This is a genomic window from Stenotrophomonas sp. PA-6-5C, assembly GCF_021605635.1.
Lineage (GTDB): Bacteria > Pseudomonadota > Gammaproteobacteria > Xanthomonadales > Xanthomonadaceae > Stenotrophomonas > Stenotrophomonas lactitubi.
The window spans coordinates 1-17,056 of the sequence record NZ_WKEE01000053.1 but is presented as its reverse complement, the minus strand read 5'-3'; the positions used below and the strand labels follow the sequence as shown (position 1 = coordinate 17,056).

12 protein-coding genes and 1 pseudogene are annotated in these 17,056 nt (G+C 64.2%); 3 read left to right on the top strand and 10 right to left on the bottom strand.

Annotated features, from left to right (window positions below):
- Positions 1 to 36: 36 nt before the first annotated feature.
- The 4 genes and pseudogenes from GIW57_RS19170 to GIW57_RS19155 form a co-directional block, all read right to left on the bottom strand.
- A complete protein-coding gene (locus GIW57_RS19170) occupies positions 37 to 2,349 on the bottom strand; it encodes a xylulose 5-phosphate 3-epimerase (RefSeq protein WP_034032861.1) in 2,313 nt (770 codons plus the stop codon).
- A 29-nt stretch (positions 2,350 to 2,378) separates the two neighbouring features.
- The gene (locus tag GIW57_RS19165) at positions 2,379 to 3,272 is read right to left on the bottom strand and encodes a ribose-phosphate pyrophosphokinase (RefSeq protein WP_034032859.1); all 894 of its coding nucleotides are present in this window, start codon (positions 3,270 to 3,272) and stop codon (positions 2,379 to 2,381) included.
- Positions 3,273 to 3,562: 290 nt separating this feature from the next.
- Positions 3,563 to 4,048 (bottom strand): universal stress protein, encoded by a 486-nt coding sequence (locus tag GIW57_RS19160; protein WP_196496720.1) that lies wholly within the window; start codon positions 4,046 to 4,048, stop codon positions 3,563 to 3,565.
- A 54-nt stretch (positions 4,049 to 4,102) separates the two neighbouring features.
- Positions 4,103 to 5,293: pseudogene (locus tag GIW57_RS19155) on the bottom strand (acetate/propionate family kinase); the annotation flags it as partial.
- A gap of 181 nt (positions 5,294 to 5,474) precedes the next feature.
- On the opposite strand from GIW57_RS19155, the gene GIW57_RS19150 reads away from it, so the two are divergent.
- The 3 genes from GIW57_RS19150 to GIW57_RS19140 all read left to right on the top strand — a co-directional run bounded on the left by GIW57_RS19150 (position 5,475) and on the right by GIW57_RS19140 (position 7,057).
- Complete coding sequence (locus GIW57_RS19150) at positions 5,475 to 6,239, top strand: SDR family NAD(P)-dependent oxidoreductase (RefSeq protein WP_034032858.1); 765 nt, start codon at positions 5,475 to 5,477, stop codon at positions 6,237 to 6,239.
- 205 nt (positions 6,240 to 6,444) lie between these two features.
- A complete protein-coding gene (locus GIW57_RS19145; RefSeq protein ID WP_153575514.1) occupies positions 6,445 to 6,591 on the top strand; it encodes a hypothetical protein in 147 nt (48 codons plus the stop codon).
- Positions 6,554 to 7,057 (top strand): hypothetical protein, encoded by a 504-nt coding sequence (locus GIW57_RS19140; protein ID WP_034032857.1) that lies wholly within the window; start codon positions 6,554 to 6,556, stop codon positions 7,055 to 7,057. Before GIW57_RS19145 ends, GIW57_RS19140 begins: the two co-directional genes overlap by 38 nt.
- Before the next feature lie 209 nt (positions 7,058 to 7,266).
- Here the strand turns inward: GIW57_RS19140 and GIW57_RS19135 are convergent, their stop codons facing one another.
- From GIW57_RS19135 to GIW57_RS19110, 6 genes are all read right to left on the bottom strand, one after another.
- A complete protein-coding gene (locus GIW57_RS19135; RefSeq protein WP_034032855.1) occupies positions 7,267 to 8,313 on the bottom strand; it encodes a zinc-dependent alcohol dehydrogenase family protein in 1,047 nt (348 codons plus the stop codon).
- A gap of 256 nt (positions 8,314 to 8,569) precedes the next feature.
- Positions 8,570 to 11,017: a heavy metal translocating P-type ATPase gene (locus GIW57_RS19130; RefSeq protein ID WP_079388757.1), complete on the bottom strand. Its 2,448-nt coding sequence runs from the start codon at positions 11,015 to 11,017 to the stop codon at positions 8,570 to 8,572.
- Between the two features lie 51 nt (positions 11,018 to 11,068).
- A complete protein-coding gene (locus tag GIW57_RS19125; protein WP_034032850.1) occupies positions 11,069 to 12,031 on the bottom strand; it encodes a zinc-binding dehydrogenase in 963 nt (320 codons plus the stop codon).
- Positions 12,032 to 12,112: 81 nt separating this feature from the next.
- Entirely contained in the window at positions 12,113 to 14,668 is a 2,556-nt protein-coding gene (locus tag GIW57_RS19120) for a heavy metal translocating P-type ATPase (RefSeq protein WP_034032848.1), read from the bottom strand.
- Positions 14,669 to 14,782: 114 nt separating this feature from the next.
- Positions 14,783 to 15,910, bottom strand: coding sequence for an ABC transporter permease (locus GIW57_RS19115; RefSeq protein ID WP_034032847.1), 1,128 nt, complete (start codon positions 15,908 to 15,910; stop codon positions 14,783 to 14,785).
- 3 nt (positions 15,911 to 15,913) lie between these two features.
- The coding region (locus tag GIW57_RS19110) for an ABC transporter permease (RefSeq protein ID WP_236512360.1) at positions 15,914 to 17,056 on the bottom strand (1,143 nt) is incomplete at its 5' end.

Sequence of the window (17,056 nt, the reverse complement as noted above, 5' to 3'; positions counted from 1 at the left end):
AGTTGGCCGCTTGTGTCGGCGCCCAGTCGTGGATCGTCAGCCCGGTGCAGGCGTCTTCCAGCCGGTCACTTGCGCGGCTGCCTGCACGGCGTGTATCCAAGTGCAGCGATTGGCGAGGAGCATTCCAGCCACGTCGAGCGTGCCTCCGCGACTGATGTAACCCAGCGCACGCGTCCTTGCTTGGCCGCCATCGAGGCGTCGAAGGATCCCCAACATCGGTTCGGGACGTGTGTGGCTGAGCACCACCCGCGGCAGGTCGTCGGGAAAGAACGCCTGTAATTCGTCATCGCCGAGCACGAAAGCGCGCTCGATCTCATCGCGTGGAATGCGTAACCGCCCGGGCTCGATCACCGCGGTGACGCAGGAAGCCAGCCCATGCCGCTCCAGGAAAGCGTGGGCTTTCAGCGCCTCCTCCAGTTGATACGCTCCGATGGCGACGAACTGCACGCCGGCAACGCCAGGCGTCCCTGCGATGTGCGCTGCGCCGCGCTCGACCAGCCGTTGAGCCGCGTTGGCATCGAGACGCTCGGGAGCATCCCGCTTGGACACCACCATGCAGGCGAGCTGTCCGCGGCCGGCGTACACGTCTCGCAGCGCGGCCACAGCGGTGTTGCTGTCTACCGGAAACAGTACGCGTGCGGTGTCTGACATCTCGCCCAGCAAGGCTTCGCCTATCGTCGGGTCCTGGTGAGACTGCTCGTTCTTCGAGTTCTCCCAGGTGTGCGAGGTGACGATCAGCGGAACAGATAGCCAGCCGGGGACTTGGCCGAGCGCCTTCTGATGGCGCGCGAAAATGATCTCCTGGCGCAGCAGGCCGAGCATCTTCATTGCGAACGCCTCGTAGCTGACGATCAGGTTGAGCCCCCCCTTGTTGCCAAGCGCCGCTGCGGCGACTGCCTCTTCATTGAGCGCGGTGATCACCGCGCCATGAAGGTCCTCGGCCATGCCCGGTTCCGGCACGTTGACCCGATGCTTGAGCAGCGCGAGGGTGCCGCCCATCTTGTTACTGGCCAACTCGTCGGGATTACCGAGCCGGACCCGCAATCCAGGGTTGGCCCGAACCAGCTCAACGAACCACCGATCCAGCATCGCCATGGCGCTGCCTTGGGTGCCGGCCGGTGCCCACGCCGGTTCTGGCAGGTGCAGCGCCTGCGGGTGACGATGAGCCATGGAATGCTGGCTCTCCCGACCGCGGCCCTGGCTGCGATGGGTATCGAGCACCGCAAGCGCGTGATCGAGGTCCCCAGACGCCACATGGAGCGCAGAGGCGCTGGCATTGAACGCTTCCCGGGCGCCGGCATCCCGGTGAGGATTGCCGACCAGTGGAAGATTGTGTGCGGCGTTGGTACCGGCGCCGGCGAAGCCGAACCCTTTCTCGGTCTCGGCGATGACATATGGCAACCGGGCGGGATAACGTCGTTCCGGCGCGGCGGCGAACCTTTTCAGCGCCTGCTCCGCCGCCAGGATCGCCCAGGCGATTGCGGCAGGGTCACGGCCATCGACGATCAGCGGCTCGAAGCCGTTATGGCGCACATCCTCTGCCAGCCAAGCGGCACCGCCTTCTTGGACGATCTGCGTGCGCTGCTCGATCCGGCGTCCGTTGAGGATCATCACCGGAATCGCGAAACCGCAGTCCTCGGCTCGCCACCAGCGCGGTGCCCAATCCGAGCCGCGCTGCTCTTCGAACGCGCCGTCGCTCAGGAAGGCCACCAAGCTCTCTCCCGGCAAGGGCATATGCACGTATTGCAGTGCGGCGAAGCCCAGGTATCCGCCTTCGGAGACTGCCCCTGCGGTATGGGGGCTCGCATGGCTGCCCAACGGCACCGCCGGTTCGCCACGCGCATCGACGGCGTAGGAATAGAAGTCCGCACACAGACGGGACAGCCCAGCTTCGCTACGATCGTACCGTCCCTTCTGGCTTGGGGACACGTCCCCGGTCAGCGTGTTAATCGCCTCGATGGCCGCGACGCAGTGTCCCTGCCCCATCAGCCATCCGCGGGTCGAGCCAGCCAACGCATTGGCAAGCAGATATCCCACGAAGGCCGGCACCATGTTGAGCGATCCGCCGGTATGTCCTTCCGGCACCGCCTTGAAATCATGCTCCATCAGCGGGGCGCCGGATAAGTCGATACGATTGGCGTAGGTCATGTGCGCAACGACGTTCATCGCCGCACACGTCAGGCGGTCGCTCGCGGCGAGCAATACGTAAGCATCCTCCACGGATGCGATGGACCCCGCTTCCAGCAGATCGGCGACGGCCGCGTCGATATGCTCAATGGTGTCGTGCCGTCGCTTGATTGGCCCGTGTCCGGCCAGCCATTGAGACCGTGCCGAAGTCTTGTCGTTCATGGCGATATCCTTTCCAAGAAAGTGAGGGCTTAAGCGCCAGCAGTAAGCGATGCGTCCAGCGCGCCGCAGACCAGGGCTGACAGGGCAATCCTGTTGCTGGGGTGCGGGACGGCGTCGGTGGATGTGATACGCGAGAATAGGGGGATCAATTCCACCCAGGCTTCGTCAGCGAACAGCGCATGCACCACGACGCATTCGGGTTTTCGGAGCCCCTGTTCGACAAGCTTACGCGCTGCCACCGCCAAGGTCCGTCCAGACGATGCGATGTCGTCCACCAGTACCGGCGTGCGATCGCGCCACGCAGACAAATCTGGGACCTCGATCTCGACACTGCGGTCGCCTAGGCGCGTCTTGTTCAAAACGGCATAAGGCACGCCAATGCGCCTTGCGATATCACCTGCCCACTGCTCGCTTTCTTCGTCTGGTCCGATGATCAGAGGCAGATCGACATTGGCTGCGATCCAACTGGACAACAGCGGTGCGGCATGCAGCGTTGTGGCCGGTATGGTGTACAGCGAAGTCAGTGCCGCATGTCGGTGCAGGTGAGGGTCGACGGTCACCAGGCGGTCGAAGGTCGCGGATATCAACCGGGCAAACGATCTTGAACTGATGCATTCACCTGGGTGGAATCGCGCGTCCTGCCGCATGTAGGCCAGGTAGGGGGCCACCAGGTTGACTTCGCTTGCCCCAAGGTCCCTTGCAGCATCTGCAGCGAAGGTTAGCGCCAGGAACTGTGCGTCTGGCCGTGCCAACGTGCAGATCAGATCGACGGGACGCCCGTTAGGCATCCCGTGCAGGCGTACGTAGGTCTCGCCATCGGGAAATCGGCGAGTTTCCACCGTTCCAAGTTCACCACGACTCTGTCGTGCCAGCTCGCTGGCGAAAACCTCGTTGCCCGGAAGGGGCAGGATCAAACGCTGCATGTCTTTCTAGCTCCTTCAAATCCGGCCTAGAACATTTACCTATAGCCCGCACGTCGGCGAATATGAACTGACATCTGCGCGATCCGTGGGAGGAGTCGCACATATTCATTTGCCAGCCTCGCTTGGCGGAAATCGACGAACGCGTTTTTTTCAATGACGAACCGACCGTGGGCCTTCTTCCCTATCGCCTTCCGTGGGCGAGATCGCCTGTCGTCAGCGCCAACCTGGCACTGACGGCCCCGCCTTTGGTACTGCCGGACACGGCGTTCGATGACATATTGCCTCGCTCCTCAGTCGCACTTGGCCAGCGGCACTTCGGTGGCCGCTGGGTGAGGGTGGCGCACCAGCATCACCGGAACAGGTGCGATGCGAGCCACCTGTTCGGCATCACTGCCCAACAGCAGGCGATCCATACCCCGGCGCCCGTGGGTGCCGAGCACGACCACATCGCAGCGCGCTGTTTCGGCCTGTTTGGCGATCAGCTCCGAGACACGCTCTCCCTTGGCCTCGTTGAGAAGCGTCTCCACCGCAATACCGTCTTGTCGCAGACGGCCAGCGGCCTGATCCAACAGCGCCTGGCCAGCCGCCAAGAAGCCCGGCCGCACCTCATCCAGGTACACCTTGGGGCGCTCGAAACCGTTGCTGTGCTTGAGCTCCTCAATAACGTGCAGCAGGACGACGGTCGCTCCGCTGAGGCGAGCCAGAGCCGCAGCGTGATCCAGCGCAAGATGCGCGGTGGGACTGCCATCGAGCGGCACCAGGAGTCTTTTGTACATGGCGTTTTTCCAAGGGTCAGGACGTGGGGTTTGGGTGAGGCGCAGCACCTGCCGTGCATGGCCGGCAATGATCCATTCTTCGTTGGTGGGCTCGACACCTACCAGGACAGGGCTGTCGGACTGGGAAATCACAGGTGCATCCACGAGATTGGCTGGCTCGTCCAGAGCAACTCCGAGGAAGGCCAAGCCACGACAAACGCGTTCACGCACGAATGCGCTGTGTTCTCCGACGCCTGCGGTGAAGACGAGGAGATCCAAGCCTCCTAGCACGGCGGTCAATGCCCCGATCTCACGCACGATGCGTCGCACGTACAGCTCCAACGCGAGGCGAGCCCTGGTGCCGGGTTCGCCGGCATCCGACTCATGCTTCGCAAGCACCCGGGGCTCGGATGAAATACCGGAAACGCCGAGCAGGCCGGAGCGGTGATAGAGGATGTCGCCGACCTGCCCTAGCGACAGGCGCTCGACCTCCATCAGATAGAGCACCGCGCCTGGATCAAGCGAGCCGGTGCGAGTTCCCATCATCAGACCATCCAGGGCGGAGAAACCCATCGTCGTCGCGACGCTCTGCAAACCTTTCATGGCGCACAGACTCGCGCCGCTGCCCAGGTGCGCGACGATGGTGCGGCCTTGGGCTGCCTGGCCGTGACGCTGCGCGAGCGCAGTCGCCATGTACTCGTAGGACAAGCCATGGAAGCCGTAGCGTCGCAGACCGCGCTGCCATGCTTCGTAGGGAAGCGGCAGAACCTGCTCTACCTCGGGAAGCGTGTGATGAAAGCCCGTGTCGAAGCAGGCGATCTGGGGCACTTGCGGCAGGTCCTGCAGCAGGACCTCGATGGCTTCAAGCGCAAAGGGCTGATGCAACGGGGCAAGAGGGACGTAACCCTTCAGATCGGCGAGGACCTGCGCATCCACACGGATTGGAGCGGAGTATTTGCTGCCGCCATGCACGATCCGGTGGGCAATAGCGCTGAGGCTGCTGTGTTCATTCAGACGTGCCGACACGCGCTCACGGATCAATTGCAGCGCGCTTCGATGGGGGGTCTCCGTATCGAGTTGCACACGGAAAGGTGCAACACCGGTCTCCCCAAAATCCGGGACGTCACCACCGATTCCTTGGACCTTCCCATTCCACAACGGTCGGCGGGGCATTGGGTCAAGGGAAGCATCGAACACCGCAAACTTGATGCTCGATGAGCCGCAGTTCAGAACAAGGACAAGGCGCTCGGTAGATGGGGCAGACATCGCAATCCAGTGTTTGTCGGGGGATCGGAAATGGGGGCTGCCTGTGTACCGCGCGGAACGCGGTGCTCTCAGGCCAACCAAACCTAAGCCACTACATTAAATTCAATTTTATTTTACACTCGTTTTCAAAGATTTCAATCGATCCCCTGTAGCGAACGTTCCAGACACTGTGGAGATGAGCATGCATATAGAGCAGGAAGGGCTGCTTGGCGGGAAGGTGGTTTGCGTCACTGGCGGCGAATCAGGCATAGGGCGATGTATTGCGATGGCGTGTGCGCAAGCCGGCGCATCGGTCTGCGTTGCTGGCTTTGACGCAACACGAATCAATGGCGTGGTCGCAGAAATACAAGCTTTGGGCCGCCAAGCCTTGGGTATGGTGACGGATATCCGGGACCCGGCGCAGGTCGATGCGATGATTGCCGCGGTCGATCATCAATGGGGACGTCTGGATGCGGCGTTCGCCAATGCTGGCGGAACCCAGGCGAGCGGGCCGACGCACGAAACCTCACTTGCAGAGTGGGATGCCGGCGTGAAACTCAACCTGACCGGGACATTCCTGACCCTGACCGCGGCTGCACGCTATCTGGTCCGACAGGGAGAAGGTGGGGTGCTCATGGCGACGGGTTCATCGACCGCAGTCCGCGTCGTGCCCGACGCCTGCACCTACATCGCCCCGAAGGCTGCCGTCCACGCGCTCGTGTCCATCATGGCACTCGAGTTGGCCCCTCACCGGATTCGGGTCAACGCTCTGATTCCTGGCCCCACCGACACCCCCGCGCTTCGAGCAATTCCAGGGCACGCTGAGCGCGCAGCTGCCAGCGTGCCGCTGGGCGAACTCGTCGATCCGGCCGAAATCGGCCGCTTGGCAGCCTTTGCCGCGAGCGATGCATTGCGTCATATGACAGGAACACAGCTTTGCATCGATTCCGGCCGGATAATCGCCTGATTGACGCAGACCGACCCCTGTTGGAATGACCGCCGACACCTGAAGGAGAAACGCGATGACCGAACCTCAATCGCTAACCACCTCCCCTTAGTTTTTCTTCAACACAGACTGTGGTTCTGCCGACGAAAGGCAACTCGACGAGTGGGAATTGAAAGCGGCGCGTCGAATCCTGCTCAACCTCAAGACCCTGCTGCATGGACAGCCCATGTTCGACCTGATCCGCGATCAGATTGAGGCATCAGGCCGCCGCAACAAGCCGCAACAAGGAGATCGTGGCACGCTCAAAGGGAAGCTTCCGGCAGTGCAAGGTCGCCATGGCCGTGAAAGGCATGCCGGCGAAACGATTGTTTGAATGGATGGCCGCCGGCCTGACAGCCTCCGGTGGCGAAGGGGGAGACAAGCTGAAGGTTGCCCGGGAAATGGCCTATCCCTCCCACCCCGAGCACTACGCTCTTCCGCCTTATCCGGGCGTGAACGAAACGCTGGGCGGCCAGCCTACCCGTGTGCATGTGATTCCGACAGGCGATCTCCCGCCATTTGTCCAGGCAGCCGTCGATCCTTCGTACGAAATCCGCTCACCCTCCCGTGTCGAACTCGACGACGGCACAGTGTTTGGCTGGATACTTCACCAGTTCAGGGACTCCGGGAATGATTGCGAGGGCATACTGCGCGTGTGGTGGCCCGCCGAGGCACCAGAGGTTTTCTTCGAAGAGCACGCTCAACACTTCTCGGTCGAGTTCCGAGCCTTGTTTCTTCTCGGCGCACAAGCCTTGGAGAAAGGCGATTCGAGTCCACAACCCACCGCGACGGCACCGTGATTGATTTCGCCGCGGTAATTGAAGCACCGACTAGCATCGGCAAGAACACGTGAGATGCGCTCGAAACAGAATGCAAGAATAGAGATTGATTCAGTATGTGAATTGAACCGCACCCCGATTGTGTTGCCGTTTTCGCATTGCATGCATGCGAGGGGCGTCCTGGCCAAACCCGCCCTAGACGCCTGAGACGGCGTCCAGGGCGTCAAAGATCAGGCAGCGCCTGCGTTCGAGAGGATGATCTTCATCGCCTTCTCCTTGGCGCCATTGAGGAATACCTGATAGGCGTGCTCGATCTCGGCCAGCTCGAAGCGATGGGTAATCATCTTCTTCAACGGAAGCTTGTCGGTCGAGGCGACCTTCATCAGCATGGGCGTCGTGTTCGTGTTCACCAGTCCCGTGGTGATCGTCAGGTTCTTGATCCAGAGCTTCTGAATCTCGAAGTCAACCTTGACGCCATGCACGCCGACGTTGGCGATGTGCGCGCCGGGCTTGACGATCTCCTGGCAGATGTCCCAAGTCGCCGGTATGCCCACCGCCTCGATCGCAACATCGACTCCCTCTGCCGCAATCCTATGCACGGCTTCGACAACGTTCTCCGTGCCGGAGTTGATGGTGTGCGTTGCCCCGAGCTCCTTGGCGAGCTGGAGGCGATTCTCGTCCATGTCGATCACGATGATGGTCGAGGGGGAGTAGAACTGGGCGGTCAACAGTACGGACATGCCGACGGGGCCCGCGCCGACAATAGCCACCGCATCGCCCGGCTGGACATTCCCATACTGGACGCCGATTTCGTGGCCGGTGGGCAGGATGTCGCTCAGCAGGACGGCGATTTCGTCGTCAATTGTCTGGGGGATCTTGTAGAGGCTGTTGTCGGCATGCGGGATGCGGACGTATTCGGCCTGCACGCCATCGATCATGTAACCCAGGATCCACCCGCCGTCGCGGCAATGGGAGTAAAGCTGCTTCTTGCAGTAGTCGCACGAGCCGCAAGAAGTGACGCAGGAAATCAGGACCTTGTCGCCTTTCTTGAACTGCGTGACACTCTCGCCCACTTCCTCGATGACGCCTACCCCTTCATGGCCCAGGATGCGCCCGTCGGCGACCTCTGGATTCTTGCCTTTGTAGATGCCGAGATCCGTGCCGCAGATCGTGGTCTTCAAAACCCGTACTACTACATCCGTGGGCTTTTGAAGGGTGGGCTTGGGCTTGTCTTCAAGCGAGATCTTGTGGTCACCGTGATAAACCAGAGCTTTCATGTGTGCATTCCCCTTCTGAAAAAACCATAAACCATTGTGGTCGTCTGAAACGGCGCGCCAAGAATGGCATCGTTTTAAAAAAACACTGATCGGAAGTCTTTCCAATCCAGGCAATGGTGCCGTTGATGTCCGGTGCCTATTGTCGGTGCCGTCCATTCCTATCCATGACAGCCTGTATCATAGCATGCAGCGTTATTAATTAGACGTTAATGCGCAGCACGAAACACCACTCGGCTTGCTGCAAACTGTGCCGGCCTCATATCTTCATCGCCCTCAGCCGCAGCGCATTGCCAATGACACTGACCGACGACAACGCCATGGCGGCCGCTGCAATGATCGGAGACAGCAGCAATCCGAACACCGGATAAAGCACGCCTGCCGCGATCGGCACGCCGGCGGCGTTGTAGATGAAGGCGAAGACGAGGTTCTGCCGAATGTTGCGCATCGTCGCCTGCGAGAGCTGCCTGGCCTTGACGATGCCGGTCAGGTCGCCCTTGAGCAGCGTCACGCCCGCGCTCTCTATCGCCACGTCCGTGCCCGATCCCATGGCGATGCCGACGTCGGCCGCAGCGAGGGCCGGCGCATCGTTGACCCCGTCGCCCGCCATCGCGACGACCCTGCCTTCCGACTTGAACCGGTTGACGATCGAGGCCTTCTGATCGGGCAGCACATCCGCCTCGACCTCGTCGATGCCTAGCCGGCGCGCGACGGCCTCGGCGGTGGTCCGATTGTCACCGGTCAGCATGACAATACGGATCCCTTCGCCGTGCAGTGCCTTGAGCGCCTGTGGCGTCGTGGCCTTCACCGGATCGGCGATGGCAAAGATCCCGGCCGCGCGCTGATCGACACCGATATAGATCGCCGTCGCGCCATCTCGACGCAGTTCGTCAGCCTGGGCACCGAGCGGCGCGGTCTCGATGCCATGCTCGGCCAGGAATGCGGCATTGCCGACCACCACGCGCCAGCCCTCGACTACGCCCAGCGCGCCTTTGCCCAGGGGGGAATCGAATCCCGAGACCTGCGCCAGGGCGATGTTGCGTTGCTGGGCGGCCGCCACAATGGCCAGGGCCAGCGGATGCTCCGAGGCCTGCTCGACGCCGGCCGCAAGACCAAGAACCTCGTCCTGCGTGAAGCCGGCGGTGGCCACGATGCCTGTGACGGCCGGCCTGCCTTCGGTCAGGGTGCCCGTCTTGTCCACGACCAGCGTGTCGACCTTTTCCATGCGCTCCAGCGCTTCGGCGTTCTTGATCAGCACGCCCACACCGGCTCCCTTGCCCACGCCGACCATGATCGACATCGGCGTCGCCAGGCCCAGCGCGCACGGGCAGGCGATGATGAGCACCGACACCGCGGCGACCAGGCCGTGTGCCAACCGCGGCTCCGGCCCCCAGATGGCCCACCCCGTGAACGCGAGGATCGCGACCAGGACGACGGCCGGCACGAACCAGCCCGACACCTTGTCAGCCATGCGCTGGATGGGTGCGCGAGAGCGCTGCGCATCGGCGACCATCTGAACGATGCGCGAGAGCATGGTGTCCTTGCCGACCTTCTGCGCGCGGATGATGAGCGCCCCGGTCTGGTTCAGCGTACCGCCCACCGCCGGGTCGCCCTGGGCACGGGTGACGGGCATCGATTCGCCCGAGATCATCGATTCGTCGATCGAGGAGCGCCCGTCCTCGATCACGCCGTCGACCGGAACGGTCTCGCCAGGGCGGATGCGCAGCTTGTCGCCGATCATTACCTGCTCAACCGGCACGTCCTCTTCGGTCCCGTCCTCGCGCAGGCGCCGCGCGATCTTCGGCGCGAGGTCCAGCAAGGCCTTGATCGCCCCGGAGGTCTGCTCGCGGGCGCGCAGTTCCAGCACCTGCCCGAGCAGCACGAGTACGGTAATCACCGCAGCGGACTCGAAATACACCGCCACGGTGCCGTCCATGGTGCGGAAGGCCTGCGGGAACAGGCCTGGTGCCAGAGTCGCGACCACGCTGTAGCCCCAGGCGACGCCGGTGCCCAATGCGATCAGCGTGAACATGTTGAGACTGCGGTGGCGCAGCGAGGCCCAGGCGCGCTCGAAGAACGGCCAGCCGGCCCACAGTACCACCGGCGTGGCGAGGGCGAACTGGAGCCAGGTCGAGATCGCTGGCGGCACCAGGTGATGGAGCGCCGGAATCACGTGCGATCCCATTTCAAGCAGGAAGACAGGCAAGGCCAGCGCGAGGCCGACCCAGAAGCGTCGCGTCATGTCCGCCAGTTCCGGGCTGGGCCCGGAGTCGGCGCTCGCCACGAGCGGCTCCAGCGCCATTCCGCAGATCGGGCAACTACCCGGCTCGTTGCGGCGGATCTCTGGATGCATGGGGCAGGTCCAGATCCCCGTCGAGGATGCCGGCGCGGCTGGCTTTGCGCCCCCCCGATGGACTGCGCCGTGGGAATGCGGCGCGTGCCCGGCCGCGTCCGCGGGCGACGAGGCCGCGCCAGAAGATGCGTAGCGCAGCGGATCGGCCTCGAACTTGGCTTGGCAACCGCTGGAGCAGAACCAGTAAGCCGAGCCCTGGTGATCCACGCGATGGGCCGCGCGGCGCGGATCCACGACCATGCCGCAGACTGGGTCCCTGACGCTTGAGCCCATGGCACCATCCTGCGCACCGGGCTGGGCGAGCCGTGAACCGTCGCCATGGGCGTGGCTGTGATCGTGTTGCTCAGCGTTCATGACATCCTCTCCTGTTGCTCGATCCGCACGGAAACCCCGACGGGCGTTGATTCAAGGCACGAGCACGATGCGCCCGAAGGGGTGGCCTTCCTCCGCGTGCCGGTGCGCGTGCGCGGCCTGCGAAAGCGCAAACTTCTTGTCGATCGGCATCGTCAGCGAGCCGCCGGCCATGTCGGCGAAGATCGCCTGGATCATTGCGTGGACACGCGGGGTATGCAGTTCCTTGCCGAACAGGGCCGTGATGATCGCCAGGCTGTTCGGGGCGAGATCGGCGATCTCGAAAGCGACCCGCTCGCCGCTGGCGCCCCCCAAGGGAATATAGCGCCCGCGATAGCGCAGTGTCTTGAGCAGCGAGGCCTGCGCCTTGCCACCCGCCAGATCGATCACCATGTCCACGCCTTTGCCGTCAGTCAGCGACAGTGCGCGCTGCGCGATGTCTTCGTCCCGGTAGTCGATGCCGTGCGTGGCTCCGAAGTCCCGCAGTTTCGCCAGGCGCGACAGCGTGGACGCTGTGGCGATGACCTTCGCGCCGGCGCGATGCGCCAACTGTACGGCGGCAAGCCCCACGCCTCCGGCGGCACCCTGCACGAGCACAGTTTCGCCCTTTTGCAAGGCACCGAACTCGAACAGCCCGTCGTGGGCCGTGCCAAAGGCGATCAGGCCAACCGCGGCCGCGTCGATCTCCAAGGCATCGGGCACCGGAAACACGAAGTGCTGCGGCACCGCGAACAGCTCCGCGTGCGAGCCTTTCCAGTTGAAGCAGGCCACACGCTGGCCGACATCAAGGTCGATCACGCCTGGGCCTATGGACGCGATGACACCGGCGGCCGCGTAGCCGACGACGTAGGGCGTGGTGGGCGGGGCCATGTTGCGACGGGAGAGCACGTCGCCTCCTTCGAGGCTGACGGCCTGGACGCGGACGACGACCTCACCCTCCTTGGCCTTCGGGTCGGGCAGATCGCCGTAGGTGAGGACCTCGGGTTCTCCGTTGACGGTGTAGTAGGCAGCTTTCATGAGGTGGCTCCTTGCTTGGTTGGGGGACAGTGAAGAGATATCAGGGACGCCGCACCCGCGTCGAAAGGTGTGGGCCGGCCTTCAATCGCGCTCGCGCCATGCCAGCAGGCGCAGTGCGTTGAACACGACGATCAGGGTCGATCCCTCGTGCAGCGCGACGGCCGGCCCGATGCCCAGGCCGCCGATGGTGGCAGGGACCAGCAGCGCGACGACGCCCAAGCTGATGAAGACGTTCTGGCGGATGATGGACCGGGTGTGGCGGCTCAGCCCGACCGCGAAGGGCAGTTGGCGCAGGTCGTCGGCCATCAGCGCCACGTCGGCCGTCTCCAGCGCGACGTCCGAGCCGGCCGCGCCCATGGCGATGCCGACGGTCGCATGGGCCATCGCCGGCGCATCGTTCACGCCATCGCCCACCATGGCGACCTTGGCCTGGGCGCGCAGCTTGCGGATCGCCTGGACCTTGTCCTCGGGCATCAGATCGCCCCAAGCCTCGTCCAGCCCGACCTCTTTGGCCACGGCCTCGGCTACGGTGCGGTTGTCGCCGGAGATCATGATCATGCGGGCGATGCCGAGCCGGCGCAGCTTTTCCAGGGCGGCGCGCGCGTCGGGACGCGGCGTGTCCATCAGGCCGATGGCGCCCAGATCCCGCGTCCCCTGGCGCACGACCATGGTCGTGCGTCCGCGCTCGCGCAGGCTCGCGATCGCCTGCGATGCCCAGGCACCGAGCGGCGCGAGACCGTCCACGCCGAACATCTCCGCCTTGCCGATCCAGACTGTCTCGCCGTCCAGCGTGGCCGTCACGCCGCGCCCGGTCAGGCTCTTGAGGTCGTGCGCGGACGCGATGGCCTGCCCCTGCAGCTTCTCCTGTCCGTCGCGCGCGATGGCGGCGGCCAGCGGGTGATCGCTCAGGCGTTCGACCGCCACGGCCACCCGCAGCAGCGCCGCTTCGGTCACGCCGTCAGCCAGCGCGATATCGGTGATGCGGGGGCGGCCTTCGGTCAGCGTGCCGGTCTTGTCGAAAGCGATGGCATCGAGCGAGCCGAGTGCTTCCAGCGGTGCGCCGCCCTTGATCAGCACTCCGCCACGCGCGGCGCGCGCCACCCCAGAAAGCACTGCGCTCGGGGTCGCGATGGCGAGCGCGCAGGGACTGGCGGCCACCAGCACGGCCATCGCGCGGTAGAAGCTCTCACTGAAGGGTTCATCGATCACCAGAGGCGCGAACAGCAGCGCGACGGCCAACGCCAGCACGAGCGGCACGAAGATGCGCTCGAAGCGGTCGGTGAAGCGCTGGGTCGGCGACTGCTGGGCCTGCGCCTCGCTGACCATCTGCACGACCTTCGCCAGCGCGCTGTCGGTGGACAGGCGCGTCACCTCCACTTCGATCGCTCCCGCGCCGTTGATCGTGCCGGCAAAGGCGCGCGCCTCGGCGTCGATGGAACCCGGCCGCGCACGCGCAAGGCCGGGATCTGTGACCGGGCGTTTGTCCACCGGCATGCTCTCGCCAGTGACCGGGGCCTGGTCGATGCTGGTCGTGCCCTTGACCAGGAAGCCGTCGGCGGGCAGCCGCTCGTTCGGGCGCACGATCACCACGTCGCCGACCGCGAGCTTCTCGACCGGCACCTCATGCGTCTCGCTTCCTCGCCGCACGGTGGCGGTGCGTGGCGCAAGCTTGGCCAGCGCCTCGATGGCCTGCCGGGCGCGCCCCATGGCGTAGTGCTCCAGCGCGTGGCCGAGGCTGAACAGGAACAGCAGCAACGCGCCTTCGGCAAAGGCGCCAAGCGTCGCCGCCCCCGCGGCGGCCACCAGCATCAGCGTGTCGATCTCGAACTTCTTCAGGCGCAGGTTGCCGATCGCCTCGCGCAGCGTGTAGAAGCCACCGAACGCGTAGGCCCCGAGATACAGGGCCGTGGGCAGCCATGCAGGCGCGCCGGCCGCCAGCTTCTCGATGCCGAAGCCCAGCGCCAGTAAGGCACCACACAGCAGCGAGAACACGAGTTCGGTGTTGGGGCCCAAGAACCCGCCATGGGTGTGCGCGTGTTCGCCTTCGCCATGAGCGTGGCCCGCGTGGTCGTGCCCACGGCCAGTCTCGCCGGGATGGTCGTGACGAGGGTCGCGGCTATCGTGACTGTCGTGACCGCCTCCGGCATTCTGTTCGGCCGCGGGTTTCTCCTGGACGCGCGCCTTCGCGCGCAATCCGAGTCCTGACAGCGCCTCGAACAGCGACTGCTCCGTCACCACCCTGCGGTCGAACTCGACCCGCACGAGTCCAGTGGCATCGGCCTGTGCCTCCAGAACCCCTGGGACGCGCCGCAACGTGTCGCCAATCGTGCGTGCGCGGCGCGAATGCACGAGGCCATCCACCTGCCACAGCACGTGCCCGAAACGCGCACTGACCGATGCGCCCGCAGCCTGGACCACTTCGCGGATGCGCGCGAGCGAGAACATCGCGGAATCGTAATGAACGCACAGCATCGCCTCTTGCCTGCCGGGCGCCCCTGCTGCGGGCGGGATCACATGCACCTGCTCGACACCGCTCCTGCCTTCGAGCTCGGCGACCAGGCGGCCCACGCAGGCATCGGCAGCGTCCGACACCTCGGGCAGCAATACCGGGATGTCCAGTCTCAAGCGTTGCGTCATTGCCGTACCTTTTCAGTCATGCGCGCCGGGGTGGCCCATTGGCGTCGCTTCACGAGGAAGGTGGCCGGCAGGTTGGCGCTCTGGCGGAATGGGTGCTTCATGCGCTGCTCCTGGTCAGGCCATCCGTGCGATGGTTTTGCGAAAGCGTTGCAGCGACAAGCCGAACAGCACGGCTCCGATCAACAGCAACGCGGCGAACTGCGGCCACACCACCGCCAGGCCGGCACCACGGAACAGGATCGCCTGTCCAAGCTGCACGAAGTGCGTGGTCGGTGCCACCAGCATGATGTTCTGCACCAGCTCTGGCATGCTTTCGCGCGGCGTGGCGCCCCCCGAGAGCATCTGCAAAGGCATGATGGTCAGCATCATCAGCATGCCGAACTGGGGCATGTTGCGCGCCAGCGTCGCCAGGAAGATGCCCATCGACGTGGTGGCGAACAGGCACAACGCCGCACCGACGAAGAACAGCGGCAGCGACCCGGCGATTGGCACATCCAGCAGGCCTTGCACGACGAAACCGATCGACACGGCCGCCGCCAGCAGTACCACCGCTCCCATGGACCAGACCTTGGCCAGCATGATCTGCGCCGGCGTCACCGGCATGACCAGCAGGTGCTCGACCGTGCCGTGCTCACGTTCGCGGATGAGCGCCGCGCCTGCTAGAACGATGGACAACATGGCAATGTAGTCGATGATCTCCGCAAGACTGCCTGACCAGGAGGGCTCCAGCGCGGGGTTGAAGCGCGCCCGCAAGGCGAGATCCACCACAGGCACGGCGCTGGAGCGGTAGCGCTGTGCGAACTCACTGATCTCACCGTTGACGATCTGCTGCACGTAGCCGCTACCGACAAACGCCTGGCTCATGCGCGTGGCATCCACGTTGAGCTGGATCTGCGGTGCGCGGCCGGCCAGCAGGTCACGCTGGAAGTTGCGCGGGATCACCATCACGAACGTGTAGCGTCCCTCGTCCATCCCCACGTCCATCTCTGGCCACTCGATCAACTGCGGCTTGCTGAACTGGGGTGGATACAGGGCCGAAATGATGCGTTGGGACAGTGGGGATTGGTCTTCGTCGACGACCGCGATTGGGGCGTTGTGCAGCGTCTCGGGCATGGCCGTCGCCCCGGTGTACACGCCCAAGGTGAAGACGTACACGATGAGCACCAGCATGGTGCGGTCGCGCCACAGGCTCCACAGTTCCTTGACGCCCAATCGGTAGGTGTTGGAGAGGAATTGGCCCATGGTTCAGCGCTCCTGCTTGCGCAGCAGCGCAATCGCCGCACCGATGATCACGGGTACCGCGATCAGCATGGGAACGAGCGCCCCGCCCAGATCGCCGAAGCCTAGGGCCTTGTTGAAGACACCGCGGCTGATGCTGATCATGTGCGTGGCCGGATAGATCTCGCCCAACCAGCGCCCGCCGCCCTGCAGCGAGGACACCGGGTCGGTCAGGCCCGAGAACTGAACGGTGGGAATCATGGTTCCGATCATCGCGAAGAACATCGCCGCGATCTGGCTCTTGGTGATGCTCGATGCAAGCAAGCCCATGCCCGTCGCGCAGAAGCTGAAGATCACCGCGGCCAACACGAGCGTCAGAAAGCTTCCCTTGATCGGTACCCCGAACACGGTCACCGACAACAGCGTCATCAGGAAGAAGTTCAGCATGGCCAGCCCTACATAGGGCAGTTGTTTGCCCAGCAGGAATTCGGTCCGGGTGACGGGGGTGACGTACAGGTTCAAGATGGAGCCGGTTTCCTTCTCGCGCACCACGGCCAGCGCCGTGAGCATGGCCGGCAGCATCAACAGCAGCATCGGCACCACAGCCGGCACCATGGCCGGCAGGCTCTTGACGTCCGGGTTGTACCGAAAGCGCGTTTCGATCCCGGCTTGCCCGATGGGGGCGCTGCCCGTGCGTTCTGTAGCCTGCTCCACCAGCCAGTGCTGGTGGATGCCCTGCACGTAGCCAATGACGGTCTCGGCGCGCTGCGGCATCGCGCCATCGATCCAGGCGCCGATCTGCACGTTGCGCCCGCGCAGCACGTCGCGTCCGAATCCCGGAGGAATCTCCAGGGCAAGACTCAGCTCGCCGCTCGTCATGCGGCGATCGAGCTCGGTGTAATCGGTGATCGGCGGCTGCTCCACGAAGTACCGGGAGCCGGCCAGGCTCAAGGTGTAGCTCTGGCTGAGCGTGGACTGGTCGCGGTCAAGCACGGCGTAGCGCAGGTCCTCGACGTCCATGCTGATGCCGAAGCCGATCACGAACATCAGCAAGGCCGATCCGGCCAAGGCCAGCGTGGCGCGCACGGGATCGCGCTGCAGTTCCAGCGATTCCCGCCACATGTAGCTGAACAACCGTTGCAGGCTGAAGCGGCTGGGCTTGGCGTGGCC